Origin of the sequence: Aeromonas sp. R1-2, from assembly GCF_040908505.1 — a bacterium.
GTDB classification, from domain to species: domain Bacteria; phylum Pseudomonadota; class Gammaproteobacteria; order Enterobacterales; family Aeromonadaceae; genus Aeromonas; species Aeromonas veronii.
The window spans coordinates 1-25,574 of record NZ_JBFODU010000011.1; the positions used below are offsets into that span (position 1 = coordinate 1).

Sequence of the window (25,574 nt, forward strand, 5' to 3'; positions counted from 1 at the left end):
GTCGCAGATATCACCTATCTGCCAGCCAGGAGCGGGCCGCTGTACCTGAGCCTGGTGACGGATGCGTACTCACGCAAGATAGTGGGCCATCACGTACACGAAGGAATGCATGCCGAGTTGGTAGCGATGGCGTTCAAGAAAGCGCTGAAGCAACGACGTGGCGGCGGTGAACTCATCCATCACTCTGACCGCGGCGTGCAGTATTGCTCGGGACTGTATCAGTCATTACATGAACGGTACGGGGTGAAATGCTCAATGACGGATGGGTATGACTGCTACCAGAATGCGTTGGCGGAGCGGGTGAACGGGATTTTGAAAGGAGAGTTATTGTTGCAAAGCCCGCAGGATTTGACGCAAGCGCGGGAAATGGTGCGTGAAGCAGTGGATATTTACAACGCGGAGCGGCCGCATCATGCGTTGAAATACAGAACCCCCGATGCGGTACATAGGGGGTTCTGAGTGGAGAAATGCTAGTTGAAAATGTGTAAACCTATTTCAGGACTAGACAAATGTTCAAGGGTTAGCGCCCCAGCTGCTCCTGCCGGTAGTGATCGACCCACATGGCGGTGGCGCCACAGATGGCGACCGGCATCACGAAGAGGTTCACCACCGGAATGGCGGAGAAGAGGGTCACCAAAGCGCCGAAGCTCAGACACTTGCCGCGGCGCTGCTTCAAGGCGTCGCGCATGGTGATGAAGTCGATCTTGTGGTTGTCGAACGGATAATCCACATACTGGATCGCCATCATCCAGGCGCTGAACAGGAACCAGAGCACCGGCGCCAGGGTCTGGCCTACCACCGGGATCAGGAACAGGATCAGGCAGCCAATGGCCTTGGGCAGGTAATACTTCAGCTTGGTCCATTCGCGGCCGAAGGTGCGTGGCACATCCTTGACGATATCCAGCATGCCGCTGTCATTGGCGGGCTGGCCGGTGAGGATCTGCTCTACTTTCTCCGCCAGCAGGCCGTTGAAGGGGGCGGCTACCCAGTTGGCAACCGAGCTGAAGATAAAGGAGAAGACCACCAGTATGGTGATGAGGGCGATGGGCCACAGCAGATAGTCCAGCCAGTCGAGCCAGGCGGGGATCTGCTGATGGAGCCAGGCGAACAGGCCGTCCAGTTGCAGCAGCAGGGCATAGAAGGCCCCGGCAAACAGCACGAAGTTGACCAGCAGGGGGATCAGCACAAAGGTGCGGATGCCCGGTTGGCGAATAAGGGAAAACCCGCGCAGGAAATAGTCTGCACCGCTGATTGAATCTTTGACCATATGGGGTGATTGGCTCATGTGAGCTCCATCTATGCATGGGAGAACTGCCAGCATATTACAAACAAGCCTTTGATTTGGTAAAGTCGCCGACTATTCCTTATTTCGTGCCGTGGCGACCAAAAATCGGGCATGAATGGGGATGATGCCTGCATATTACAAACAAAGCCGGGTCTGGATTTGGTAAAGTCACCTGCCCGCCTCCTCTTTATTTAGCCACTGATACAGGTCGCCATGCGTCTGAAACTGATCAAACTCGCCGGCTTTAAGTCGTTCGTCGAGCCGACCCGCATCGAACTGTCGGCAGACATGACCGCCGTGGTGGGCCCTAACGGCTGTGGCAAATCCAACGTCATCGACGCGGTGCGCTGGGTGCTGGGGGAGAGCTCCGCCCGCCATCTGCGCGGCGAGAACATGACCGATGTCATCTTCAACGGCTCCATCAATCGCAGTGCGCACGGGCGCGCCTCGGTCGAGCTGGTGTTCGACAATCCCCACAACCGGGTGCCCGGCGAGTTCGGTCGCTTTACCGAGATCTCGGTGCGCCGCGAAGTGCTGCGCGACGGCTCCAACCACTATCAGATCAACGGCCAGAAGTGCCGCCGCAAAGATGTGACCGACCTCTTCCTCGGCACCGGTCTTGGCCCCCGCAGCTACGCCATCATCGAGCAGGGCACTGTCAGCCGACTGGTGGAGTCACGTCCGGCCGATCTCAAGCTCTTTATGGAAGAGGCCGCCGGGGTTTCCCGCTACAAGGAGCGGCGGCGCGAGACCGAGCAGCGCATTCGCCACACTCAGGAGAACCTGGAGCGCCTCGGCGATATTCGCGGCGAGCTGGGTTCGCGCCTTGAGCACCTCAAAGCCCAGGCCGAAACGGCCGAGCGCTACAAACAGCTCAAGAGTCGTTCGCGCGCCGCTCGCGCCGAGCTGATTGGCTCCGAGTTGTGGGCGCTGGAGACGCGCCTTGGCGAGGCCAAAACCGAACTGGCGCAGGCCGAGCAGGCGCTGGCGGCGCTCGATGCCAAGCGTACCGCCGATGAGGGGCGCCACGTCACCCTGTCGGTCGCCAGACAAGAGGCGCAAGCCGAGCAGGCGAGCCGTCAGCAACAGATTTTTCTCGGTGGGCAAGCCATCGCCCGCCTCGAACAACAGCAACTGCACCAGAGTGAACTGGGGCGCGACTGGCAGGCCCGAGCTCAGGCACTGGGCGAGCGGATTGCTACCCGCAAGGCGCAGCTTGCCAGCCAGCAGGATCAGTTGACCGAAGGGGTATTGCGCGCCGAGCAGGAGAGCGCCCGGCTGGAGCAGTGTGAGCAGTTGCTCACCGAGCAGCAGGAGGCCCGCCAGCACGCCAGCGAGCAGCTGGAACAGGCTCGCTTGCGCCAGCAGCAGTGGCAGCAACAGTTGGCCGGGTTGCAGGGGCAGCTCAACCAGACCCGTACCCGGTTGGGTGGTTTGCAGGAGTTGCAAGCCAAGACCCGGCTGGCCCGCCTCAAACTGGAAGATGAACGCGCGGGACCCCTCGGCGCTGAGGCCGATGACCTGCAACCGGCCCTCGATGCCCTGAGTGGTGAGCTGGAGCTGACGCGGGCGGCCAATGGCGAGCTGACCGAGCAGCTGGCGCAGGCGGTCGACACCCATGAACAACTCAAGCAGCAGCATGGCCAGCAGTTGAGCCTGCAACGGGAGCTGGAGGCGCGGCTGGCGACCCTGGATCAGATCCTCGGCGAACAGATGGAGGGGGCGACTCTGGCCGACCGGTTGCAGGTTGCCCCCGAGTGGGCACAGGCACTCGACAAGGTGCTGGGTCGCTGGCTCACCGCAACGCCGGCTGACGAGTGCAATCTGGCGCAAGAGGGGCTCTGGATTGGCCCGGCGCAACCGGCGGTTGCCGGTACGCTGGCGGCGCAACTGGGCGGCGAGCACATTCCCGCCTTCCTCAATGCCATCTGGCTGGTGGAGAGCCGGGAGGCCGCATTGGCCCGCCAGCCAAGCCTAGCGGCAGGTGAGTCGGTACTGACTCCTGCTGGCGACTGGCTGGGGCCAAACTGGGCAGATCTGGGGCAGGGCGCGGCGCTTGGCACCATGGCGCTGCTCGGTGAGCGTGAGCGGTTGCATACCGAGCAGGAGAGGGTTGCCGAGGGGCTGGCACAGCTGAGTGAGCAACTTGTGGCTGCCGATGCCCGGCGTGCCCAGCTTGCCAGCGCGCAGGAGTTGTCGCAGCGAACCTTGCGCGAGCAAGAGCAGAAATGGCAACAACTGCGCGAAGCCTGGAGCCTGCAACAGGGTCAGCGGCAGGAGCGGTTGCAGCGGCTCGGTCAGCTCGGCGAAGAGCTGATCCGGCTCGATCAGGAGCAGGCCGAAGAGGCAGAGCGACTGGCCAGCGCCCGTGAACAACTGGAACTCGATGAGGCGCGCCTTGCCGAGTTGCAGGAGCAGGGGGAGCCGCTGACGCAAGGGTTGCAGCTCGCTCAGGAGCAGCTGACCCGCAGCGAGCGGGCGGTCGACGAGGCCCGTGTGCGCCGTGAGCAGCAACAAGCGACCTGCCAGCGTTTGCAACTGGAGTTGGGCAATCTGCGCCAACTCATTACTCTGGGTGAAGAGGAGTTGGCGAGGCTCGGGCTGGAGCTGGCCGGGCTGAAAGGGCCGGATAGCGAGGCCGTGCCGGATCTGGCGCCCCTGCTTGCCGAGCAGCGCAATCTGGAGGCGCAGCAGCTCGCCTGCCATCAACGGCTTGCGGAGCTGGAGCGCCAGCTCGGTGAGCTGGAGCAGGCCAGAAGTGCCGATCACAAGCAGCTGGTGACGTTGCAAGAGAAGCTGGCAACCCTGCGCCTTGAGCGCGAACGCAACCTCACCCGTCGACAAGGGCTGCACGAGCAGTTCGAAGAGCTGGGGATTCGACTGGTAGATCTCGATCAGGCGGTGCTGATCGCCGCTGATCGCAGCAAGCTGCGGCAGGAGATCCAGACTCTGGAGGGGCAAGTGGAGGCGCTCGGCGCCATCAACCTGGCGGCGCTGGAGGAGTACGAAGAGGCGAAAACCCGGGCAACCTATCTTGAAAATCAGTGTCAGGATCTCGAGCAAGCGCTGGAAACCTTGAGCCAAGCCATTAAAAGAATTGATAAAGAGACACAAATACGGTTCCGGGACACTTTCGATAAGGTCAACGAAGATTTAAAATCCCTGTTTCCAAAAGTGTTCGGTGGGGGCAGTGCCTGGCTTGAGCTCACCTCCGATGATCTTTTGGAGGCCGGAGTGAGCATCATGGCGAGACCTCCGGGTAAGAAGAATGCTACCATTGCCCTGCTTTCCGGGGGGGAGAAGGCGTTAACCGCGCTTGCGCTGGTTTTTGCCATCTTCAGACTCAACCCAGCACCTTTTTGTCTGCTGGATGAGGTGGATGCACCGCTCGATGAAGTGAACGTCGGTCGCTTCTGTTCTCTTGTCAAAGAGATGTCGAGCACAGTACAGTTCGTTTACATCAGTCATAATAAGGTCTCCATGGAGATGGCTGAGCAGCTGGTTGGCGTCACAATGCAAGAGCCCGGGGTTTCTCGCATTGTGTCGGTCGATATCGGTGAAGCCGTCGCTTTGGCTGAGCAAAACTAGAAAGAGAAGCAGCTAATGCAGGAATTGCGTTACATCTTGGTTGCCCTGGGCGGTATTGCTATTGCGGCATTGCTCATTCACGGGTTGTGGAGCAACAAAAAGAATCGTCAGGCACCGATCAAAGAGAAACCGATTGGACGGATGGACTCCAAGTCGCGGGATCGTGATAACGACGCCTTCGACAGCGATGGCATCGGCCAGGTACGCGTGGTCAGTGGTGGCCGTCGTGCCGAGCCCAAGCTGCGCAGTGAAGAGAGCCGCCAGCCGGAACTCGGTCGTCGCCCTGCCGTCCCCGCCTTTGATGATGAAGATGACGAGGACGATCTGCCGCCGCCCGTAGTGCGCAAGCCTGCTGCCCGCCCGGTTCCGCCGCCTCCTGTCTATGAAGAGGAGGAAGCGTTCGACGAACCGCTGCCCGAGGAGATCGACGAGGCGCCCGCCGCGCCGGTGCGCAAACCTGCTCAGGTCAATCGTCGTACCCCGGTCTACCGTTCCCGTCCCCAGCGCGAGCCCATGATGCAGTCGCTGGATGACGAGCCGCTGGTCGAGCCCGCTTACGCGACCGCCCCGACTTTTGGTGCCCGTGCAGAGACAGTCCGTACCGCCGACACCGTTCGTGCCGAGCCGGTGCGTGCTCCCGAGCCGGAATATCAGCCGCAGCCCCGTCATGTGGCTCCCGAGCCTGTTTATGAAGAGCCGGCCTACGTGGCACCTGCACCTGTGGTTGAAGAGCCGCGCATGGCGCCCCAGCCGGTCGAGAAGATTTGGCAGGATGTCTATGTCATCAACCTGATGGGCCGTCCGGGTCACGACTTGCAAGGTGCGACCCTGCTCTCGTCCCTGATGGCGCTGGGCTTCAAGTTTGGCGAGATGGATATTTTCCACCGTCACGAAGATCCCAACGGCAAGGGTGAAGTGCTCTTCTCCATGATCAACATGGTCAAGCCAGGCACCTTCAATCCGTACCGGATGGAACAGTTCACCACGCCGGGTGTCTCCCTGTTCATGCAACTGCCGCTGCGCAGCAATGCCGCGTTTGCCTTCGAGGACATGCTGCAGGCTGCCGATCAGCTGGCCAGCGATCTCGATGCCATGCTGACCGATATGGATCGCAGCCCGCTGAGCGACGAGACCATTGCCCGTTACCGTCACGAGCTGGCTGCCTACGAGGCCAGCCGCGACTAATACGCCATGCGGGTCGAGTGAAGAAAAAGTGCGGTACCCTGGTACCGCATTTTTGTTTCTACCCCGGCCGTATGTTCAATCACACTTCGAGACTTTTTCATGAGCGACACCCTCTCCCGCCACCGTCAATTGTGTGAACTGCTTACCGAATATGGTCACCAGTACTATGTGCTGGATAACCCCACAGTGCCGGATGCCGAATATGATCGCCTGATGCGCGAACTGATTGCGCTGGAGGCCGAGAATCCCGAGCTGAAAACACCGGCGTCACCCAGCGTGCGGGTAGGCGGTCAGCCGCTGACCGCCTTCAAACAGGTGCGCCACGAGATCCCCATGCTGAGTCTGGATAACGTCTTTAGCAGCGAAGAGTTGCAGGCGTTCGAACAACGGATGAGCGATCGCCTCAAGCGTGACGTGCGTTTCACCTTCTGCTGCGAGCCCAAGCTCGACGGCTTGGCGGTGAGCCTGCTCTATGTGGATGGTCAGCTGGTGCAGGCGGCCACCCGGGGCGATGGCGCCACCGGTGAGGAGATCACCGAGAACGTGCGTACCATCAAGGCCATTCCGCTCGCATTGCGGGGCTCTGGCTGGCCCGATCGGCTGGAGGTGCGTGGCGAAGTCTTTATGCCCAAGGCCGGTTTCGAGGCGATGAACGCCAAGGCACTGGCAGCGGGCGAGAAGGTATTCGTCAACCCGCGCAATGCCGCCGCCGGCAGCCTGCGTCAGCTCGATTCACGCATCACCGCCAGCCGTCCCCTGAGCTTTTACGCTTACGGTGTCGGTGTTGGCGGCGAGCTGCTCGGTGACTCTCACTTTGGTCGCCTCAATCAGCTCAAGGTGTGGGGGCTGCCGCTTAGTCCCGAGGTGAAGCTCAAAGAGGGGGCTGCCGGTTGTCAGGCGTTCCACGACGACATTCTGGCCCGCCGTGGCGAGCTTCCTTACGAGATCGACGGCGTGGTCTACAAGGTGGATGCCATCGCTCTGCAGGAGGAGCTGGGCTTTGTGGCCCGCGCCCCGCGCTGGGCGACCGCCCACAAGTTCCCGGCGCAGGAGGAGATGACTCTGCTTGAGAACGTCGAGTTTCAGGTCGGCCGCACCGGCGCCGTGACCCCGGTCGCCAAGCTAAAACCTGTGTTTGTCGGCGGCGTCACCGTCTCCAACGCGACTCTGCACAACGCCGACGAGATTGAGCGCCTCGGGGTGATGATCGGCGATACGGTGATCGTGCGCCGGGCGGGGGACGTGATCCCGCAGATCGTGGCCGTGGTAGAGGCGCAGCGCCCAAGCGATGCCCGCGCGATCCTCTTCCCGACCGAGTGTCCGGTCTGTGGCTCGGCAGTGGAGCGGCTGGAAGGAGAAGCGGTTGCCCGCTGCTCCGGTGGCCTGTTCTGCGAGGCGCAGCGCAAGGAGGCGATCAAGCACTTCGCCGCCCGTCGCGCCATGGATGTGGACGGCCTGGGCGACAAGATTGTCGAGCAGCTGGTAGACAAAGGGCTAGTGAAGACTCCCGCCGATCTCTTCAGCCTCAACGCCATCCAGCTGGCCGGTCTTGAGCGGATGGGGCAAAAATCGGCCCTCAATCTGGTAGCCGCCATCGATGCGGCCCGCAGCACCACCCTGCCGCGCTTCCTGTTTGCTCTGGGGATCCGCGAAGTAGGGGAGGCGACTGCGCTCAACCTTGCCAACCACTTCCTCACCCTGGATGCCCTGCGCGCGGCTTCAGTGGAGCAACTGCTCGAAGTGGCCGATGTGGGCGATGTGGTGGCCAAGCATGTCTACTACTTCCTGCGTCAGCCCCACAACGTGGAGGTGTTGGAAGCCTTGCTGGCTGCCGGCATCCACTGGCCGGCCATCGAGAAGAAAGAGGCCGCGGAGCAACCCTTTGCCGGCAAGACCTTCGTGCTGACCGGGACCCTGACCACCTTGTCGCGCAACGACGCCAAGGCGGCATTGCAGGCGCTGGGGGCCAAGGTGGCGGGTTCGGTATCTGCCAAGACCGATGTGCTGGTCGCGGGGGAAGCGGCCGGTTCCAAGCTGACCAAGGCGCAGGAGCTCGGCATTACCATCTGGACCGAAGAGGAGCTGCAACAGGCGTTGCAGGGCTGATAGCCCTCACCAAGCCTGCTAACCGCAGCACCCGATAAAAGAGAACCCGGCATGGCCGGGTTCTCTTTTTTTGTTTCGGCGGTCACTCACGCCAGAGGATCTTGTGGCGCCATTTGTCGGGCACGGTGAGCTGCCAGCGGGCCAGCTCGCTCTTGCTGAAGACATATTCGCCGCGCAGGGCCGCGCGCGGGGAGATGGTACGGGGCAGGGTGCCCGCCAGAATGGTGTTGATGAGGCTGGCTGCCTGTATCCCCTGATCGTGGCCGTCCAGCACCAGCCCACCGATGGCCATCCCCTTGCCGACGGTGAATTCCCAGAAACAGAAGAGCGGCACCGGCGTGTTGGCGCTGGTCCACTCCAGCACCGTCTTTTCGCTCACATGCTTGCCATTGTTATCGACCAGCGTGTGGTAAAGGCCGAGGAAGATCGCCTGATAGCCGTTCTTCTTGGCGTTGAGCACCGCCTCCTGCCAGAGGCTGTAATCCCCCATCAGCTGGCTGTTGATCCGGGTCTGACCGACCCGCAGCTCGGTCTGGGTCTTGAATTCATCCTCGATGGCGGTGAGGGCCACATTGCTGGAATCAAACAGCACCAGTGCCTTGTCGAGCCCCCCCATCATCTGGCTTATTTCGCTGATGTTGCGCTTGAGCAGGGGGCGTTCCAGCACGCCGGTGATCTTGGGGTGGCCGACAAAGCCCTTGAGGCGGGGATTCTCGTTCATGCCGAGAAAGACCACCGGGGTACCCAGCGAGGCGATCTCGTTGGCCAGATAGTTGATGGCGTTGTCATCCCCCAGTACTACCAGATCCGGTTTGCTCTTCAGATAAAAGGAGATGGCTTGCTGGGCGATCTCGTCGAACTTCTCCCGTGGATGGCGTTTGGTGTCCATATAGAAGTGAGTGATCTTGTGCTCCCCCTGCAAGCCATCGAGCAGCCCTTTGTTGTAGCTTTGGTCCCACAGGTATTCGGGATGGTAGCTGCTGATCACCAGAATGTTGGCAGCCCAGAGCGGCAGTGAGAGGGTTGATAACAGTAGCAACAGCAGGGAGGTGCGCATGGGTTGTCCCTTGTCGAGGGGGAGAGAGTTCTTGTTCAGTATGGGCGGTTTTGGTTGGCGCTGTCATCTCGAAACCGGTGCTGTGGGGGGCGATTTTTTTCGGGTGGGCGGATCGGACGCCAGCCCGCACCCCGCTTGAGGTTGGATTTGAGTGGAGCTCTTTTTGGTTGGTCGTGAACTGTCCCGCTCGCTGAAAAACCTGTTCTGGATCAAGAAATGAGGCTGCGCTTTGGTGCCTAATAGACACCACATATAGGGACGCATTCGTTTTTAATCCCTATATGTTGTGTTATTAAGCTGTGTATAAGCTGTTCCCCTCCTATCTTCAGCCCAGGCTTGTCAAGCCTCGGCTGAATTTATTTGCGTCCAGGACGAGATGCCGGGAGGGGGGCCCAACAAGGGTGAGCCAGAGGCAAATGCCTGGCCTTTTAACGGGGAAAATTCATGAAACCGGTTGTGATCAAACGTGACGGATGTCGCGCACCATTCAATGCCCAGCTGATTGCAGAGGCGGTCAGCCGAGCGGCGGAAGCGGTCAATCAGGCCAGTCCGGCACTCGCCTCCCGCATTGCCAATGCAGTGAGTCAGGAGCTGGAAGGGCGTGGTGAAGTTGATATCCACGAGATCCAGAACCGGGTCGAAAACCACCTGATGGCTTCCGACGACAAGGCCATCGCCCGTGCCTATATCGAATATCGCCACGACAGGGATCAGGCCCGCGAGGCGCGCGGCCGTCTGGCGCAGGAGATCCGCGGTCTGGTCGAGCAGACCAACGCCGCCCTGCTCAACGAGAATGCCAACAAAGACTCCAAGGTGATCCCGACCCAGCGCGACCTGCTGGCCGGTATCGTCGCCAAGCACTATGCCACCAGCCACATGCTGCCCCGTGATGTGGTTCAGGCTCATGAGAGCGGTGATCTGCACTTCCACGATCTCGATTACTCACCTTTCTTCCCGATGTTCAACTGCATGTTGATCGATCTGAAAGGGATGCTGACCCACGGCTTCAAGATGGGCAATGCGGAGATCGATACTCCGAAATCCATCAGCACCGCCACGGCCGTGACCGCCCAGATCATCGCCCAGGTGGCGAGCCACATCTATGGCGGCACCACCATCAACCGCATCGACGAAGTGCTGGCCCCCTATGTGACCATCAGCTGGCAGAAACACCGTGAAGTGGCCGAAGAGTGGGGCATTGCCGATGTGGAAGCCTACGCCATGGCCCGCACCGAGAAAGAGTGCTACGACGCCTTCCAGTCACTGGAGTACGAAGTCAACACTCTGCACACCGCCAACGGTCAGACGCCGTTCGTCACCTTCGGCTTTGGTCTGGGGGACAGCTGGGAGTCGCGAATGATCCAGCGTGCCATCCTCAGCAACCGTATCGCTGGCCTTGGCAAGAACAAGAAGACCGCCGTGTTCCCGAAACTGGTGTTCGCCATCAAGGATGGCCTCAACCACAAGCAGGGCGATCCCAACTACGACATCAAGCAGCTGGCGCTGGAGTGTGCCTCCAAGCGGATGTATCCGGACATCCTCAACTACGACCAGGTCGTGAAAGTGACCGGCTCCTTCAAGACCCCCATGGGTTGCCGCTCCTTCCTCGGTGCCTACGAGGAGAATGGCGAGCTGATCCACGAAGGTCGCAACAACCTGGGGGTGGTGAGCCTCAACCTGCCGCGCATTGCGCTGAAATCCCGTGACGAAGCGGACTTCTGGGATCGTCTGGATGCCTCCCTGCGGGTCGCCAAGAAGGCGCTGATGTACCGCATCACCCGTCTGGACGGGGTGAAAGCACGGGTTGCTCCGATCCTCTATATGGAAGGGGCTTGCGGCGTGCGGCTGAAGGCGGACGACAACGTCAGCGAGATCTTCAAGAACGGTCGTGCCTCCATTTCCCTCGGTTATATCGGGGTTCACGAGACCATCAACGCCCTGTTTGGTGACAAGGTGCACCTGTTTGACAGCGCCGAGCTGCAACAGAAGGCTATCGCCATCATCGCCCGCCTCAAGGCGGCCATCGATGAGTGGAAAGAGGAGACTGGCTACGGTTTCAGCCTCTACTCCACCCCGAGCGAGAACCTCTGCACCCGTTTCTGCCGCATCGATGCCAAAGAGTTTGGCGTGGTATCCGGCGTGACCGACAAGGGCTACTACACCAACAGCTTCCACCTCGATGTGGAGAAGCAGGTCAACCCGTACGACAAGCTGGACTTTGAGGCGCCCTATCCGCCCATCGCCAGTGGCGGTTTCATCTGCTACGGCGAGTACCCCAACATCCAGCACAACCTGGAAGCGCTCGAAAACGTCTGGGACTACAGCTATGACAAGGTGCCCTACTACGGTACCAACACTCCCATCGACGAGTGCTACGACTGCGGCTTCACCGGTGAGTTCGAATGTACCTCCAAGGGCTTTACCTGCCCGCGCTGCGGCAACCACGACCCGGCCAAGGTGTCGGTGACCCGCCGTGTCTGCGGCTACCTCGGCAGCCCGGATGCACGCCCCTTCAATGCGGGTAAGCAGGAAGAAGTGAAGCGCCGCGTCAAACATATGTAAGCGCACAAGCGATGAAGAGCTGGCCCCTGACTCAAGGGGCCATTTTCATTGGAGGGCGGCAGTTATGCCGCTGTCCCGTGAACGAGGCAGGAAACAAGCGATGCACTACCACCAATACTACCCGGTCGATGTGATCAACGGCCCCGGCACCCGTGCCACCCTGTTTGTCTCCGGCTGCGAGCACCAGTGCCCGGGTTGTTACAACCAGAGCACCTGGCGGCTCGATGGCGGCAAGCCGTTCGATGAGACGATGAGCGATCGCATCATTGCGGATCTCAACGACAGCCGCATCAAACGGCGAGGTCTGTCGCTTTCCGGCGGCGATCCGCTCCACCCTGCCAACGTGCCCCACGTGCTGGCGCTGGTGAAACGGGTGCGCGCCGAGTGTCCGGGCAAGGATATCTGGTGCTGGACCGGTTATCTGCTCGGCGAACTGTCAGAGGCCCAGCGCGAGCTGGTGGCCTTGCTGGATGTGCTGGTGGATGGCAAGTTTGAAAAGGCGTTGGCGGATCCCGGTTTGCTCTGGCGTGGCAGCAGCAATCAGCAGATCCACGATCTCAATGCCTGGCGTGATGCGGGTGAGCGCATTCCCTGTCTGGTTTGCAGTTGAAGTCCGGGATGTTTATGGTTAGCCCATTCCAATCCTGACGACATTTTTGAAAAGGAGAGCTTGGATGAACAATCTGCTCAAGATCCTGCTGGCCATTTTCCTGCCCCCAGTGTGTGCTTTTATCCAGGTGGGCTTTAGCCTGCACTTTTTAATCAACATTGTGCTGACCCTGATGGGCGGTCTGCCGGGCATGGTCCATGCGCTCTGGCTGGTGGTGAGCGACAAGCGCGGCTGATGCCAGCGGCTGGTTAGTGAGCTTATTGACGATAAAAGGGCCAACCTCTCGGGGTTGGCCCTTTTGTTCATGTTCATACGAATACTTTTTCGTTAGGATGGGTGACTGACCAAGCGGGCCGCGTTGAGCGGCCCGCAGTCCGGCAACAAGCACCGGCAAAGAACAAGGAGCGTTACATGAAGTGGAAAGTCGCAGTATGGTCAGGTCTGGCAGTGACACTGTTGCTGGGGTGCTCATCCCGTCAGGAGGTGGCGCACGAGCGCGCTCCGATCGCTATCCCTCTCGAGCAGTTGTCCAGCTACTGGGTTCAGGAGAAGCAGTGGTCATGGCTTGGTAATGACGAGCCAGCCCTGCCGGCCAAACCGGTCAAGGGGTATGTGGAAGTGCGCTATCAAATCGACGCCAGCGGCACGCCGGTCAAGCCGGAAGTGGTGGCGGCCGAGCCCCCCGGCGAGCTGGAGCAGAGCGCGCTGGCGACCCTCTCGCGGATCCGCTACAGCCCGGCAGAGGGCAACCCGGATGCTATTCCGGTCGAGGTAACCAACCGCTTCGAGATCGAGATCAACTGATCCCCCACCACTCTGATGCCAGAGAAAGAGAGACCCCGGCCAGGCCGGGGTTACGTTTATTGCTGTTTGCAGTCGTTGTAGGTGGTCTGCCACTCACCATCCTGATCCCGCAGCTCGACAAAGCCCTCATCCCCCTTGTTCCACCAGATGGCCTCATGTTCGTCCGTATAGCGGGCGCCGGAGGCCGAGACGGCTTGGGGCAGGGTGTAATCCTTGCCATCCGGCAGTGACAGCTTGATAAAGTTGAGGCTTTCATCGGAGAGGGAGAAGTAGCGCACCTGCACCTTCTTGCCCTGCTCGCACTGGTAACTGACCGGTTCGCCACCAGTGACTGAGAGGGTATTGCCCTGATTGCAGCCAGCGAGCAGACCGAGGGCCAGCGCACCAGCGGCCATCATATGTACCTTATTCATGATTACAGCTCCATTGGTGTCATACGGGCGTGAGCCTAACAGGTTGCCGTTATTGTGCAATCTGCGGGGCCATTCGGTGCGTCGCTGGCTGTCCGGCATACCGCGCGAGTATGAGGGGGCGCAATCAGGAAAGCATCGTCAATCAGTAGAGGCCAAGTCTGGTTTCAAACTGGCGGATCAGCGTCTCATAGATGCCGTTGTTCTTGATCTTCTGCAGCCCCTGCTCGAACTGTTTGGCCAGCGCTTCCCCTTGCGGGTGGTGGCGGGAGAATGCGAGCCAGAAGCCATCGGTGGAGAGTTTGCCAACCTTGACCACCTTGCCGGTCAGCTGCTTCTGCTGGATCTTGAGGTAGCCCGGCATGCCGTTCATCAGGATGTAGTCGATTCGGCCACGTACCAGCATTTCGAGGATCTGGGCATCGGATTTGGCCTGAAAGCGGGTGATCCTGGGGTTCTCCATAAAATCGGTGGGGTAGGTGTAGCCGAGGGTGATGCCCACCCGCTTGCCTTCCAGCGAGGTGAGCTTGAGATCCCGTTGCGGGTCGCTGGCAAGGGCGAAGATGGCAAGATCCTCCTCGAACATGGGGGTATCGTGCCAATGGTACTGGTAGCGGTTCTCTTCGGTGATGGTGGCGTTGAAGCACCCCGCAAGTTTGCCGCTTTTCGCATCGTGCATGCAGCGGGCGAAGGGGAGGGTGCGAAAGACAATCTCGATCCCTTCGGCGGCGAACACCGCCTTGACCAGCTCAGGCGCCAGTCCGTGGGGCTGGTCATCCTCATTGTCCTTGTCGCGCTCGCAGTAGGGGGCCCAGTCATCTTCGGCACCAATGACAAGCGGGGTGGCCCCGAGCGGGCTGGTAGCCAACAGCATCAGACAAACCAGCCATTTTTTTAACAACGCGACCATAGGTGCACCTCATCGACAGCAGCCTTACAAGCATAGCCACACTTCTGCGCTGACTTGTAGTGGCAGGAGTATTGGTGAGGGAGGTAAACGAGGGCGAGAAAAAACGCCCCGGCAGGCGACGGGGCAAAACGAGCTCATCCATGGGCTGACAACAGTGCTTACAACAGGAAATCAATAACCGAAGCGGGTCGCCTCGAAGCGATTGAGCAGCCGATGGACGAGGTAGCAGGCCAGCAGGGTGACCACGATGGCAAACAGGATGCTGCTCACCCGGTAGAGGGCGCTGAACACCAGATCGTTGCCCGGGGTGAGGTACTGGCCAAACAGGATGCCGAGGGTAGTGAGGGCGCCAAAGCCGACCCCGGAGCCGCCCGCCTCCTTGACGTGGGCATGGCTGAACAGCATGGCGCCAAGCCACAGCAGTGGAGCAACCAGCAGCAGTTGCCCTGACCAGTCATAGAGCAGCAACTGGCCGAGCAGGCCGAAGGTGACCCCCAGCAAGGTACCCATCGCCCGCTTGCGGGCATAACTCAGCGCACCGTTCCAATGCATGGGGAACAGCACCAGCAAGGTCGTGGCCTGGGCAGACATGGAGTCGCGCAGGTCAAACACCTGAAATACCAGAAACGACAGGGTGGCCACAGTGGCACCCAGCAGGGCTTCATGGCGCATCCGGTGCGGCGCCTTGGGGGCCGAGGCGGGCTTGGGTCTGGCCTCCACATCCGGGATCAGCATGGTCATCAGGTAGGCGATCAGCACCGACAGCACGCTCGCCCAGATATTGTTGAGGATCAGGTCGTTGAGGTCGGTCTGCGGATAGCTGGCAAAGTGCAGCATGATGCTGAGGCTCAGTACCCCGTTGGCCCCGAACAGAAACAGGCTGCCCCGCGACATGGCGGCGAAGCGGTAGAGAAACAGCAGAAAGGCGATGGGGGTCATCAGCGCCGGATGGCTGCCAAACAGTCCCCCCAGCAGCCCGACCTCCACCCCACAGACCACCGCAGCCGCGATCAGCTGGCGTGCGGCATGGCCATTCATCACCGGCACCATTCCCAGCAGCAGCACCGGCGTGACCGTATAGAAGACCCCGTAATTCCAGCCAAACAGCTTGCAGAGCAGAAAGCCCGTGGTGCAGCCAAAGGCTATGCGCAGGCACTGGCGCAGCTCGTTGCCGGTGAGGGGCCGATACCAGAGGTGAGTGGCAGCACCACCGACGGGGTGGGCTGGGGCAGTATTGGCCGACGGGTGAGTGGCGTGGTTAGTAGACATAATGGAGCAGGCTGAGCAGGTGGATCTGGCCCCGTGCCAGCATGGCGGTCAGGGCATTGTCCGGCAGCAGTTGTACCGTGGCCCGCGCCCCGGCTGGCAGATGGTCGGGGAGCTGGTCCAGCTCGAGGTGCAGCCGCATCCGCTGGGCATCCCGTACCCAGCGATCCGACTCCACCGGCGCGGCCAGTCGACCATTGGCATCAAACTGACCGGCACTCACTCCGGCATCCAGACTGCTTACCCGAGCAGGATAGAGCTGACCCGGCTCGCCATCAAAGGCGACCAGTGCGCGGGTTTGCTCGCCAACATGGCGCAGGCTCTTCTCCCGAAAATCGGCAATGACGTCCACCTGTTCCGATACCAGCGCCAGCAGCGGGCTGCCAGCGCTGGCGATACTGCCCGGCTTGAGCTGCAGGTTGGTGATGGTGCCATCCTGATCCGCGTGGACCTGGCTGTAAGAGAGGGCCAGCTGCGCTTGCGCCAGCTTGTTGCGGGCCTGGCGCAGCAACAGATTATCCTCACCGGTCACGCCACGACTGGCCTTGATCTGGGCCAGTTTGGCCTGACTGGCGCGCAGGTTGGCCTGGGCGCTGCGCAGGGCGCTGTCAGCTTCATCTTTTTGTTGCAGCGAAACCATGTGACGTTGGTAGAGCGCATCGATCCGCTCAGCCTCGCGCCACTTCTGGCTGGCCAGGGTCTCCTTGGCGTTGGTCTCGGCAACGGCGGCGGTCAGGGCGGCATCCAGTTCACTGTTCTGCTGCTCTGCCTGCGCCAGCGCAAGGCGGGCCTGCTCCACTGCCAGTTCAAAAGGGGCCGGATCCAGCCTGAACAGCAGATCCCCCTTCTTGACCTGCTGGTTGTTGTGAACGGCGACCTCGATCACCTTGCCGCTCACCTGGGGGGCCAGCTTGGTGACCACCCGGGTCGCCATCGCCTGAGGGGTGAGGGGCATCAGCAGGTCGGCTATCAGGAAATAGGCAAACAATGTGGCAAAGCCAGCCATGGACCATTTGATCCAGCGGGTAAATTGTTGATCCGGAGTCATCTTATTCTCTCTCTGTGTCGGTCTCGGGAGGGCTTGTATCGCCTCCGGCTTGTCGGTCGTGGTGTTGTTCAATTTTGCTGAGGGCGTTGGCCGAGATCCGCTGCACCGTGGCTTCAAACAGCTGCAGGGTCTGCTCGTCGATGCCCCCCAGCAGCTCCCGGCGGATATTCATGATGCGGTCGGCGATCTGATCGAGCAGGGTCTGGCCAGCCGGGGTCACACAGACGATGCGGGCCCGCTTGTCCTGACTGCAGCAGTGGCGCTCAATCAGTCCCTGCTCTTCCAGCTGGCCCAGGGTGCGCATCAAGGATGGGAGTTCTATTTCGAGGGCTTCGGCCAGGGTCTTCTGGCTGACATGGTTCCCCATGCGGGAGAGTTTCCACAGCGCGGTCCAGCGGGGATGGGTGAGGCCAAGGGGAGCCAGCTCCAGATCGGCGGCAGTACGCCATAGCCGGTGCATCCGCGCTATCTGCTCGGCGAGCGACAGCTCGCGCAACCTTTCCAGATCCGTCATCTTCTCATCCTCAATGTACTTAGCCTGCTAAGTATCATACTTGTTTAGCAGGCTAAGTAAATAGTGTGATGCGGATCATGTTTCTGGTCGGATCTTTCTCTGGTGCGAGTTGGCAGCATTCGAGCCCCTGATATTATTTTCGGGGCTGATCCACTCGAGGCTCTCTTACCAATTCGGATATTGCGCCGTGAATGGAGGATATCCGGTGGTTATTTTCATGAAATTTTCAGCTTCAGTGAGCAGCTCTTTTTTTATCCGCTAATATTGATGGGGTTATAAAACAAGGGGGAAACGGGTTGTGGATGGATATGACAGTGGATGTGTGTATCTGGCAATTGAAGTGCTGTTGAGTGATGGGGAATATGGTGCAGAGTCACACCATGGCGTGAATCGGGAAGGCGCTATCAGAAGTACCGATATCAGTCATGATTTTGACCCCGCCAATATTCCATTGCTGTTGGCAGAATAGACCTGACCGTGTGTGATCCTTGTGAGTTCAAGCCAGTGCTCTGGTATTCGCTGGCTTGGCTCATCACTATTTCAATCTCCCCTTTTTGCATCTTTCTTCTCACCATTTTTCATCGTGCGTGCTTCCTGCACGCTGACTCAAACCCTGATGTGGCATGCCGTGGCACTCGCGTTATGGCGATGACATTGCCCGCTGATTATCACTCACAGGATCTGTGGCGATAAATGGTCGCAGAGCTTGTCATCTGGCTCTGTTATTTCCCCGAAGGGGGGGAGATCATCGCATCGTTATTACTGCTGATCACCCAAATATCCGCCATTATGGTCGCTAGTTTTATCACCCTATTTCCTGACTTGGTCGGGTGTCGGATGTCTGGTGTTCTATTGTGCAGCGCACGTTGGAGGCACCATGATGTTTAAGTTTTTAATGTTTTTATATGGCTTTGCAGTCTGGCTAACCGACAGGAGTGAGGGGGATCAATAAAGTAGCGGTCACAATCACACGTAGAGTACATAACAATGAAAAACCTCTCACCCCTACAAACCACACAAGAAAAGGCCGCCTTTATGGGCGGCCAACAAATTGCCGGTATGCCGCTCTTTATATTTCTGGGGTTGGCGACCTGCGTTCTCTTTTCCGGCTGGAACGGCTCGTTGCCGCTGGGCATGGTCGGTGCGCTGGCACTGATGTTTGTGCTGGGCACCCTGCTGACCGAGCTGGGGGAGCGGATCATGCCGATCCGCGAATATCTGGGTGGCGGCACCATCCTCGCCATCTTCGGCGGTGCCGCCCTGTTCGAATATCAGCTGCTGCCGGTGCAGGCGGGGCAGGTCATTACCAACTTCATGAAGGAGGGAGGCTTTCTCAACTTCTTTATCGCCAGCTTGGTGACTGGCTCCGTGTTCGGCATGAGTGGCGCTTTGCTGAAAAATGCCGCCATGCGCTACCTGCCGGTCATTCTTGGTGGCGTCGCACTGGCACTGCTGAGCGTGGGGCTGGTCGGCTCCCTGATGGGATATGGCTTCAAGAATGCGGTGCTGCTGATCGGCCTGCCCATCATGGGCGGTGGCATGGGGGCTGGTGCGGTGCCGTTGGTGGAGATCCTCTCCGGCCCGATGCAGATGTCCAGTGCGGATCTATTGTCACGCATGGTACCGGCGGTGGTGATCGCCAATACCCTGGCCATTCTGGTTGGCTCCCTGTTGGCACGGATCGGTCGCCGTTACCCCTCCCTGACCGGCAACGGCAAGCTGATGGTCAAGGAAAGTAGCCAGAGCATTGCCGATGAGCAGGCCGAAGCGCCGACCCTGCAGAGTCTGGGTATGGGCCTTTTCATCAGCTCCAGCATGTTTGTGCTGGGCTCCCTGCTTGGCAACTTTATCCCCATGCACCCCTTCGCCCTGATGATTTTGGCGGTCGCCTTTATCAAGGTGAGTGGCCTGCTGCCGCGCCGTTATGAGCAGGCGGCAGCCGACTGGTATCAGTTTGTGGTGAGCAACCTGACCCCCTCGCTGCTGGTGGGGATCGGCGTCGCCTATACCAGTATTCCGGAGCTGATCAGCGCTTTTTCCATCAGCTACTTCGTGCTGGTCATGGTCACCGTGATCGGTGGCGCCCTCGGCGCGGCACTGGTGGGCCGGATGATCGGCTTCTATCCCATCGAGGCGGCCATCACCGGCGGGCTCTGCATGGCCAACATGGGCGGCACCGGCGACGTAGCCGTGCTCTCGGCGGCCCAGCGGATGAAGCTGATGCCCTTTGCCCAGATCTCCTCTCGCCTTGGCGGCGCCGTGATGCTGATCTTGGCCACCGCCCTTATCTCCCTGCTCGCCTGATACCGGATTGAGGAACAAACAAGATGAACGACATCATGATGGGCACCAGCCTGCCCTATGCCGAGCGCAAGCGTCAGGGCGTGCGGGGGCGCATGCCCCACAAGGAGGAGTCCCTCTCCCAGCAGCGGCGCCGGATCTACCGATTGGTCAGCGCCATGCAGAGTCCGTTTGACCAGCATCTGCTGCTGCGCCAGCTGCAGGAGGACAACCCGGTGCTCTTCTACGATCTGGTGCGCCACCACCTGCCGGAGCTGCTGCCGATCATCTACACCCCGGTGGTGGGGGAGGCGTGCCAGCGCCACAGCGATCTCTATCTGCGCAGTCACGGCCTCTACCTCTCCTGGCACGACCGGGATGATCTTGACGACATCCTCGAGTCTGTAGAGCAGGAGGTGGACGTGATCGTCATCTCCGACGGTGAGCGGGTGCTGGGGCTTGGCGATCTCGGTATCGGCGGCATGGGGATCTGTATCGGCAAGCTAGCGCTCTACTCCGCTGCTGGCGGCATCAATCCGGCGCGCACCCTCCCGCTCTGTGTCGATGTAGGCACCAACAACCCCGAGCTGCTGGAGGATGACTCCTACCTCGGCTGGCAATCCCCGCGCATCGACGGCGAGAGCTATTACCACTTTATGGACAAGGTGGTGGCTGCCATTCGCAAGCGCTGGCCGCAGGTGGTGCTGCAGTTTGAAGACTTTGCAGGCAAGCATGCCGCCAACCTGCTGACCCGTTATCGGGACGAGCTCTGCATGTTCAACGACGATATTCAGGGCACGGCGGCGGTTGCCTCCGCCTGCGTGCTGGCCGGGTTGCAGCAGGCGGGTACAGCCCTGTGCGATGCCCCGGTGCTGATCGTCGGCGCGGGCTCTGCCGGTTGCGGCATCGCCGCCATGCTGGCCCAGCTGGCGGGGAGTCACAACGGCGTCTGGCTGTTTGATCAGGATGGGGTGGTCTGCAGCGATCGCCCCAACCTGACCCGCGCCCAGCAGCCATTTGCCCGTGCCGTTGAGGAGGGGAGTAGTTCGCTGCTGGAGACCATTCGCCAGGTGCGTCCGGCGGTCTTGATTGGCGTGAGCGGGCAGGGTGGCCTCTTTACCTGCGAGGTGCTGCAGGCGATGGGGGAGGTGTGCGATCAGCCGGTGATCCTGCCACTCTCCAACCCGACCCGCAGCGCCGAGGCCACCCCCGAGCAGGTGTGGGCCGCCACAGATGGCCGAGCTTTGCTGGCCACCGGCAGCCCCTTTGCGCCGGTGACGTTGGCGGGGGAGCGGCGGGTGGTCTCCCAGTGCAACAACGTCTATGTCTTTCCGGGGATTGGTCTCGGGGCCTGCGCCGTCAAGGCGCGCCGCATCAGCGATGGCATGTTGCTGGCCGCGGTGCGGGCAGTCGGCGCCTATCCGCTGGTGGCGGGTCGTCTGCTGCCCCCGATTGAACAGGTGGGAGAGGTGGCCCGCGCCGTCGCCAGAGCGGTGGCGCTCTGTGCCCGCGAGGAAGGATTGGCCGATTTTGTCGGCGATCCGGCTCCTTTGATTGACCAGACCTGGTGGCATCCGCACTATTGGGCAGCGTCCTGACGTTTTAAGGTATGTGCATGAAACTTCGCCACCAGTTGGTCACCCTCTCTCTTGGGCTCTCCCTGCTGCTGATCCTCATTCTGGGCAGCCTGCTGGCCCTCTTTATCCGTCATCTGCTGGAGAGCAATCTGCAGGATAAGGGGAGCGATCTGGCACGGGTGATGGCGGCGGATACCCGGGTGGTCGAGGCCCTGCGTCAGGGCAGTGATCCTACCCTGCGCGACTATGTGGAGGCGGTCTGCAATCGCACCGACGCCACCTATATGGTGGTGACCGATGAGCATGGTCGCCGCCTCAGCCACCCCAACCCCGAGCTGGTGGGACAGAAGTTTCGCGGCGAGGATATCTGGCCTGCGCTGCAGGAGCGGCGCAGCTACTGCTCGAAAGATCGGGGCACCATGGGGCCGGCGATCCGCTGCTTCTCCCCGGTAGTGGGTGGTGACGGGCGCGTCATGGGGGCCGTGGTGGTAGGCTACCTGATGCAGCAGGTGGAGGGCATCTATATGGAGCGGGTGGCCCTGCTCATCTGCGCCATCGTTGCGGTGCTGGGGTGCGGCCTGCTGTTGGCACTCTGGGTGCAATACCTGCTGCGCAAGACCCTGCTCGATCTGGAGCCGGAGGCGATCGTGCGCCGCTTCACCCTGCAGGATCTGGTGCTGGAGCACATCACCGAAGGGGTCATCGCCCTCGATGGCCGCGGCAACATCAACATGATCAACAGCACCGCCAGCTATCAGCTGCGGCTGCCGGTCACCGGGCGCCACGCCCTGCAGGGGCAGTCGCTGGCGGAGCTGGTGCCGCCCCTCGCCCCCTGTCTGGAGCAGGAGGGTGGGGAAGTGAGCTTCACCATTCAGGGGGAGTCCTTTGTCGGTCGCTGGCAGGCGGTGCAGGGCAAGGCACCGGGGCGGCTGCTGATCTTCAGCCGTCCGGAGGTGGCTGCCAGTCTGGGGGTACAGGTGACCCATCTGCGCCAGTATGCCGAGATGCTGCGGATGCAGAGCCACGAGTTCGCCAACAAGCTGAGCAGCCTCTCCGGCCTGTTGCAGCTGGGCCATGTGGATCAGGCGGTGGAGCTGATCCAGCAGGAGAACGAAGCGTGCCAGACCATGCTGCAGGAGCTGCTGCGGCTGATCGAAAACAAGCCGGTGGCGGGGCTTATTCTCGGCAAGTTCAGCCGGGCTCGCGAGCTGGGGGTGACCCTGGAGCTAGATCCCGATTCGGCGCTGGCGGAGTATCCGGCCTCGGTCTCGGCCGATCTCATTACCCTCATTGGCAACCTGCTGGACAACGGCCTGCAGGCGGCCTGGCGCAACCGCCAGCAGCGGCCGCCCCGGGTGCTGCTCTCTCTGTGCGATGTGGGGCGGCGACTGGTGATCGAGGTGGAGGATAGCGGCGAGGGGGTCGATGAGGAGCTGGCCGATCATCTGTTCGATTACGGGGTGAGTCGCCAGAGCGGCGATCACGGAGTGGGTCTGTTCCTGGTCAAGGAGACCGTGGGTCGGCACGAGGGTGTGATAGAATGGCGGCGAACCGCCGAGCAGACCACCCTGTTTGGTATCTACTTGAATAAAAACCAATTAATGTGAGCCATGGACCCAATAATCACGCTTGTTATTGAAGATGACGATCGGATCGGTGCCATCTTGTCAGAACTGGTGGCGGCGACACCCGGTTTCTCCCTGCTGGGGCGGGCTGGCACCCTGGCCCAGGCCGATGCCATGATGGCCGGTGTGGTGCCCCAACTGCTGCTGGTGGATGTCTCCCTGCCCGATGGCTCCGGCCTTGAGTGGGTGAGCCGCCTGCGCAGCCACAACCGCGAAGCCTACGTCATCATGGTGACTGCCTCGCGGGATGTGGAGACCATCCAGCAGGCCCTCAATCTGGGGGTTCATGACTACGTCATCAAACCATTGCGGCTGTTTCGCATTCAGCAGAGTCTGGATGAGATCCTGCAACTGCACAGCCGCCTCTGCGAGCGGGGTCGGCTGGAGCAGGAAGATCTCGACAAGCTGCTGGGCAAGGGAGGGCGCTCCCAGATCAAGGAGATGCGCGTCACTCCCAAGGGGATCGACAGCATCACCCTGCGTCAGGTGCTGGATCTGCTGGCGGGCGAGCCGGAGAACGTCTTCTCCACCGACACGGTGGCGCTGCGGCTCTCCCTCAGCCGCACCACGGCGCGCCGCTATCTGGAGTATCTGGAGTCGGAAGACCGGGTGGATGTGGATCTCAACTATGGTCAGCGGGGGCGGCCGGAGCGGCGCTACCGCTGGCGCCGGGCCGGTTGAGATGCGCACTGGCGTGCATTGCAGAAACAACAAGGGAGCCATGGGCTCCCTTGTTGTTTCCGGACGATGTTCTTTCTCAGGCGGCTTCCCGTTCGGCTACCGGCGCACGCCCCTTCAGTTGGGAGGCCATCACCCCGCCCAGGATCAGCCCGCCCCCCAGCAGGTGGTAGCCATGGATCGGCTCGCCCAGACCGACGACGGCGATCAGCGCCGTACAGAGCGGCATCAGGTTCATAAAGACCGAGGTGCGCTCGGCTCCCATGCAGGCGAGGCCGCGCATCCAGCAGTAGGCTGCCAGCAGAGAGGAGGCGAGCCCGGCGAAGAGCACCAGTCCCCACCCTTCGGCCGGCACCGCCATCGAGTCGGCACTGAGGGCGAGCGGCACCAGCAGCAGTACCGCCAGCAGGATCTGCATGTAGAGGTTGAGCCAGGGGCCAAACGGCAGGTGCCAGCGGCGGATCAAGAGGCCGTAAAGGGCGTAGCTGGCGGAGCCCAGCAACATCATGCCATCCCCCGGGTTGATGCCGTTATGGAGCAGGGCGAGCGGTTCGCCCTTGCCAAGCAGCCAGAGCACCCCGAACAGGGAGAGACTCATGCCGAGCAGTGCCTGTTTGCCGGGACGCTGGCCGAAGAAGAGCACCCCTTGCAGCAGAGTAAGCAGCGGAATCAGGGAGCCGATCACCCCCATATTGGTGGCCGAGGTGCTGTGGGCGGCGTAGTAGGCCAGGCACTGGTAGAGCACCATACCGAGCGCCGCCAGCACCAGCAGCTTGCCGAGCCAGGGGCGAACCTCACTGCGTCGCCGCCAGAGGGTGGGCAGACAGAAGGGGGTCAGCGCCAGGGCGGCAATCACCCAGCGATAAAAGGAGATAGCCGCGGGGTCGAGCACGCTGGCGGCCGCCTTGGACACCACGGTATTGGTAGCCCAGATCAGCACAGCCATCAGCGGAAAGAGAAGAGGGGAAAAGATTCGCATCAGAGGCTCCTTATTAACAGGGGGCCAAGTCTACCCTTGTCTTTATATTATCAAGTAGCGTAAAACAGACAGATGACCCAGCAGAAAAGACAACTCTTTCTGATGCACCTTATTCCGGCCCACACGGGCTGCGTTTGCTCGCAACTGATGGCTGCTTTTGGCCTGTGCCGGAGACCGAGCCAACAGGGCGTTGCATCACGCCTGTTCCTCTCTCGCTGACAAGGGGCGCTAATGGCTACTCACCACTTTCAGCCGGTAGATGTCGTTCTGCCCGCACCCAATCCGCTCTATTTCAGTTACCAGCAGATGCTGGCCGACAGCGCGACCGTGCTGCACTCCCACCCCTGGGGCCAGCTCAACATGATCAGCCTGGGGATCATGGAGATAGAGCTGGGGGAGCAGCGACTGGTGGCCCCTGCCGACTACCTGATCTGGGTACCGGCGGATCTCGACCACACCTCCTACAACGAGCAGACCCTCGACTACACCTCCATCTACGTCAGCCACGAGCTGGCGGCCAAGCTGCCGCCAGAGCCCAGATTGCTGCTGCTCACCCCGCTGATCCGCGCCCTGCTGAGCGATTTTTGCGAACGGCGGGTGAGCCATATGGCGGATGAGTGGGATCAGCGTCAGGCCGAGTTACTGGTGGAGCGACTGGCGCGCACCCGCTGTCAGGAGAGCTACCTGCCGATGAGTCAGGACAAGCTGCTGGCTCCCATGCTGGCGGCGTTGCACAGCGATCCTGCCGATCCCCGTACTCTGGTCCAGTGGGCCGGACAACTGCACACCACAGAGCGCACCCTGGCGCGGCGCTGCCTGCGGGAGCTGGGGATGAGCTTCGGTCAGTGGCGGGCGCGGCTGCGGTTGCTCAAGGCACTGGCCTGGCTCAAGGGCGACATGCCCATTCAGGAGATCAGCTGGCGGCTCGGTTACGGCTCCACCTCGGCCTTTATCGCCATGTTCAACCGGGAGCTCGGCTGCTCCCCCCAGCGTTATCGCCAGCAATCGGGCAGATAACTAATCGCCGGACATGTCATCTGGTAAAGCAAAACAAGAAGGGCGCCCGCAGGCGCCCTTTCTGATGACATCT

The 25,574-nt window shown here is 61.0% G+C and carries 21 protein-coding genes; 13 read left to right on the forward strand and 8 right to left on the reverse strand.

Features of this window, described 5'->3' with window-relative positions; genetic code table 11:
- The coding region (locus AB5Y76_RS03125) for an IS3 family transposase (protein ID WP_368177673.1) at positions 1–459 on the forward strand (459 nt) is incomplete at its 5' end.
- A gap of 61 nt (positions 460–520) precedes the next feature.
- Here the strand turns inward: AB5Y76_RS03125 and cysZ are convergent.
- The gene (gene cysZ, locus AB5Y76_RS03130; RefSeq protein WP_005338455.1) at positions 521–1,285 is read right to left on the reverse strand and encodes a sulfate transporter CysZ; all 765 of its coding nucleotides are present in this window, start codon (positions 1,283–1,285) and stop codon (positions 521–523) included.
- Positions 1,286–1,498: 213 nt separating this feature from the next.
- Here cysZ and AB5Y76_RS03135 point away from each other — a divergent pair, with 213 nt between their 5' ends.
- From AB5Y76_RS03135 to ligA, 3 genes are all read left to right on the forward strand, one after another.
- Positions 1,499–4,873, forward strand: coding sequence for an AAA family ATPase (locus AB5Y76_RS03135; protein ID WP_263717949.1), 3,375 nt, complete (start codon positions 1,499–1,501; stop codon positions 4,871–4,873).
- A 15-nt stretch (positions 4,874–4,888) separates the two neighbouring features.
- Positions 4,889–6,058, forward strand: coding sequence for a cell division protein ZipA (gene zipA, locus AB5Y76_RS03140; RefSeq protein WP_040066671.1), 1,170 nt, complete (start codon positions 4,889–4,891; stop codon positions 6,056–6,058).
- A 99-nt stretch (positions 6,059–6,157) separates the two neighbouring features.
- Positions 6,158–8,164, forward strand: coding sequence for an NAD-dependent DNA ligase LigA (gene ligA, locus AB5Y76_RS03145; protein ID WP_263717948.1), 2,007 nt, complete (start codon positions 6,158–6,160; stop codon positions 8,162–8,164).
- An 82-nt stretch (positions 8,165–8,246) separates the two neighbouring features.
- Here the strand turns inward: ligA and AB5Y76_RS03150 are convergent, their stop codons facing one another.
- On the reverse strand, positions 8,247–9,221 hold the full coding sequence (locus AB5Y76_RS03150) for an ABC transporter substrate-binding protein (RefSeq protein WP_263717947.1): 975 nt from the start codon (positions 9,219–9,221) through the stop codon (positions 8,247–8,249).
- A 444-nt stretch (positions 9,222–9,665) separates the two neighbouring features.
- On the opposite strand from AB5Y76_RS03150, the gene nrdD reads away from it, so the two are divergent.
- The 4 genes from nrdD (at position 9,666) to AB5Y76_RS03170 (ending at position 13,197) form a co-directional block, all read left to right on the forward strand.
- The gene (gene nrdD, locus AB5Y76_RS03155; protein ID WP_263717946.1) at positions 9,666–11,783 is read left to right on the forward strand and encodes an anaerobic ribonucleoside-triphosphate reductase; all 2,118 of its coding nucleotides are present in this window, start codon (positions 9,666–9,668) and stop codon (positions 11,781–11,783) included.
- Between the two features lie 100 nt (positions 11,784–11,883).
- Positions 11,884–12,393 (forward strand): anaerobic ribonucleoside-triphosphate reductase-activating protein, encoded by a 510-nt coding sequence (nrdG, locus tag AB5Y76_RS03160; protein ID WP_005343869.1) that lies wholly within the window; start codon positions 11,884–11,886, stop codon positions 12,391–12,393.
- Between the two features lie 64 nt (positions 12,394–12,457).
- Positions 12,458–12,628, forward strand: coding sequence for a YqaE/Pmp3 family membrane protein (locus tag AB5Y76_RS03165; RefSeq protein WP_005338440.1), 171 nt, complete (start codon positions 12,458–12,460; stop codon positions 12,626–12,628).
- Between the two features lie 176 nt (positions 12,629–12,804).
- Positions 12,805–13,197, forward strand: coding sequence for a TonB family protein (locus tag AB5Y76_RS03170; protein WP_005358848.1), 393 nt, complete (start codon positions 12,805–12,807; stop codon positions 13,195–13,197).
- 56 nt (positions 13,198–13,253) lie between these two features.
- On the opposite strand, the gene AB5Y76_RS03175 is transcribed toward AB5Y76_RS03170, so the two are convergent.
- The 5 genes from AB5Y76_RS03175 to AB5Y76_RS03195 all read right to left on the reverse strand — a co-directional run bounded on the left by AB5Y76_RS03175 (position 13,254) and on the right by AB5Y76_RS03195 (position 17,345).
- The gene (locus AB5Y76_RS03175) at positions 13,254–13,610 is read right to left on the reverse strand and encodes an MliC family protein (protein ID WP_263717945.1); all 357 of its coding nucleotides are present in this window, start codon (positions 13,608–13,610) and stop codon (positions 13,254–13,256) included.
- Positions 13,611–13,752: 142 nt separating this feature from the next.
- The gene (locus tag AB5Y76_RS03180; RefSeq protein ID WP_263717951.1) at positions 13,753–14,481 is read right to left on the reverse strand and encodes an ABC transporter substrate-binding protein; all 729 of its coding nucleotides are present in this window, start codon (positions 14,479–14,481) and stop codon (positions 13,753–13,755) included.
- Between the two features lie 207 nt (positions 14,482–14,688).
- Entirely contained in the window at positions 14,689–15,786 is a 1,098-nt protein-coding gene (locus tag AB5Y76_RS03185) for a DUF2955 domain-containing protein (RefSeq protein WP_204797096.1), read from the reverse strand.
- A complete protein-coding gene (locus tag AB5Y76_RS03190; protein WP_263717944.1) occupies positions 15,776–16,831 on the reverse strand; it encodes an HlyD family secretion protein in 1,056 nt (351 codons plus the stop codon). Before AB5Y76_RS03190 ends, AB5Y76_RS03185 begins: the two co-directional genes overlap by 11 nt.
- A 1-nt stretch (position 16,832) precedes the next feature.
- Positions 16,833–17,345: a MarR family transcriptional regulator gene (locus AB5Y76_RS03195; protein ID WP_005349886.1), complete on the reverse strand. Its 513-nt coding sequence runs from the start codon at positions 17,343–17,345 to the stop codon at positions 16,833–16,835.
- Positions 17,346–18,332: 987 nt separating this feature from the next.
- Between AB5Y76_RS03195 and AB5Y76_RS03200 the strand changes: the two genes are divergently transcribed.
- The 4 genes from AB5Y76_RS03200 to AB5Y76_RS03215 are packed head-to-tail and all read left to right on the forward strand — an operon-like array spanning position 18,333 to position 23,508.
- A complete protein-coding gene (locus tag AB5Y76_RS03200; protein ID WP_263717943.1) occupies positions 18,333–19,649 on the forward strand; it encodes a 2-hydroxycarboxylate transporter family protein in 1,317 nt (438 codons plus the stop codon).
- A gap of 23 nt (positions 19,650–19,672) precedes the next feature.
- Positions 19,673–21,223 carry an NAD-dependent malic enzyme gene (locus AB5Y76_RS03205; RefSeq protein WP_263717941.1) on the forward strand — a complete coding sequence of 517 codons (1,551 nt, stop codon included), beginning with the start codon at positions 19,673–19,675 and terminating at the stop codon, positions 21,221–21,223.
- Between the two features lie 17 nt (positions 21,224–21,240).
- The gene (locus AB5Y76_RS03210) at positions 21,241–22,809 is read left to right on the forward strand and encodes a sensor histidine kinase (RefSeq protein WP_263717940.1); all 1,569 of its coding nucleotides are present in this window, start codon (positions 21,241–21,243) and stop codon (positions 22,807–22,809) included.
- Positions 22,810–22,812: 3 nt separating this feature from the next.
- A complete protein-coding gene (locus tag AB5Y76_RS03215) occupies positions 22,813–23,508 on the forward strand; it encodes a response regulator (protein WP_005338420.1) in 696 nt (231 codons plus the stop codon).
- 76 nt (positions 23,509–23,584) lie between these two features.
- Here AB5Y76_RS03215 and AB5Y76_RS03220 read toward each other — a convergent pair whose 3' ends face one another.
- Positions 23,585–24,484, reverse strand: a complete 900-nt coding sequence (locus AB5Y76_RS03220; protein ID WP_263717939.1) for a DMT family transporter — start codon at positions 24,482–24,484, stop codon at positions 23,585–23,587.
- A gap of 231 nt (positions 24,485–24,715) precedes the next feature.
- On the opposite strand from AB5Y76_RS03220, the gene AB5Y76_RS03225 reads away from it, so the two are divergent.
- A complete protein-coding gene (locus tag AB5Y76_RS03225) occupies positions 24,716–25,501 on the forward strand; it encodes an AraC family transcriptional regulator (protein WP_263717938.1) in 786 nt (261 codons plus the stop codon).
- Positions 25,502–25,574 lie beyond the last annotated feature (73 nt).

What these genes read in the sequence shown, in the direction of transcription:
- cysZ (WP_005338455.1), bottom strand. Translation starts at nt 1,285, where the DNA reads ATGAGCCAATCACCCCATATGGTCAAAGATTCAATCAGCGGTGCAGAC.
- AB5Y76_RS03135 (WP_263717949.1), top strand. Translation starts at nt 1,499, where the DNA reads ATGCGTCTGAAACTGATCAAACTCGCCGGCTTTAAGTCGTTCGTCGAG.
- zipA (WP_040066671.1), top strand. Translation starts at nt 4,889, where the DNA reads ATGCAGGAATTGCGTTACATCTTGGTTGCCCTGGGCGGTATTGCTATT.
- ligA (WP_263717948.1), top strand. Translation starts at nt 6,158, where the DNA reads ATGAGCGACACCCTCTCCCGCCACCGTCAATTGTGTGAACTGCTTACC.
- AB5Y76_RS03150 (WP_263717947.1), bottom strand. Translation starts at nt 9,221, where the DNA reads ATGCGCACCTCCCTGCTGTTGCTACTGTTATCAACCCTCTCACTGCCG.
- nrdD (WP_263717946.1), top strand. Translation starts at nt 9,666, where the DNA reads ATGAAACCGGTTGTGATCAAACGTGACGGATGTCGCGCACCATTCAAT.
- nrdG (WP_005343869.1), top strand. Translation starts at nt 11,884, where the DNA reads ATGCACTACCACCAATACTACCCGGTCGATGTGATCAACGGCCCCGGC.
- AB5Y76_RS03165 (WP_005338440.1), top strand. Translation starts at nt 12,458, where the DNA reads ATGAACAATCTGCTCAAGATCCTGCTGGCCATTTTCCTGCCCCCAGTG.
- AB5Y76_RS03170 (WP_005358848.1), top strand. Translation starts at nt 12,805, where the DNA reads ATGAAGTGGAAAGTCGCAGTATGGTCAGGTCTGGCAGTGACACTGTTG.
- AB5Y76_RS03175 (WP_263717945.1), bottom strand. Translation starts at nt 13,610, where the DNA reads ATGAATAAGGTACATATGATGGCCGCTGGTGCGCTGGCCCTCGGTCTG.
- AB5Y76_RS03180 (WP_263717951.1), bottom strand. Translation starts at nt 14,481, where the DNA reads ATGCTGTTGGCTACCAGCCCGCTCGGGGCCACCCCGCTTGTCATTGGT.
- AB5Y76_RS03185 (WP_204797096.1), bottom strand. Translation starts at nt 15,786, where the DNA reads ATGTCTACTAACCACGCCACTCACCCGTCGGCCAATACTGCCCCAGCC.
- AB5Y76_RS03190 (WP_263717944.1), bottom strand. Translation starts at nt 16,831, where the DNA reads ATGACTCCGGATCAACAATTTACCCGCTGGATCAAATGGTCCATGGCT.
- AB5Y76_RS03195 (WP_005349886.1), bottom strand. Translation starts at nt 17,345, where the DNA reads ATGACGGATCTGGAAAGGTTGCGCGAGCTGTCGCTCGCCGAGCAGATA.
- AB5Y76_RS03200 (WP_263717943.1), top strand. Translation starts at nt 18,333, where the DNA reads ATGAAAAACCTCTCACCCCTACAAACCACACAAGAAAAGGCCGCCTTT.
- AB5Y76_RS03205 (WP_263717941.1), top strand. Translation starts at nt 19,673, where the DNA reads ATGAACGACATCATGATGGGCACCAGCCTGCCCTATGCCGAGCGCAAG.
- AB5Y76_RS03210 (WP_263717940.1), top strand. Translation starts at nt 21,241, where the DNA reads ATGAAACTTCGCCACCAGTTGGTCACCCTCTCTCTTGGGCTCTCCCTG.
- AB5Y76_RS03215 (WP_005338420.1), top strand. Translation starts at nt 22,813, where the DNA reads ATGGACCCAATAATCACGCTTGTTATTGAAGATGACGATCGGATCGGT.
- AB5Y76_RS03220 (WP_263717939.1), bottom strand. Translation starts at nt 24,484, where the DNA reads ATGCGAATCTTTTCCCCTCTTCTCTTTCCGCTGATGGCTGTGCTGATC.
- AB5Y76_RS03225 (WP_263717938.1), top strand. Translation starts at nt 24,716, where the DNA reads ATGGCTACTCACCACTTTCAGCCGGTAGATGTCGTTCTGCCCGCACCC.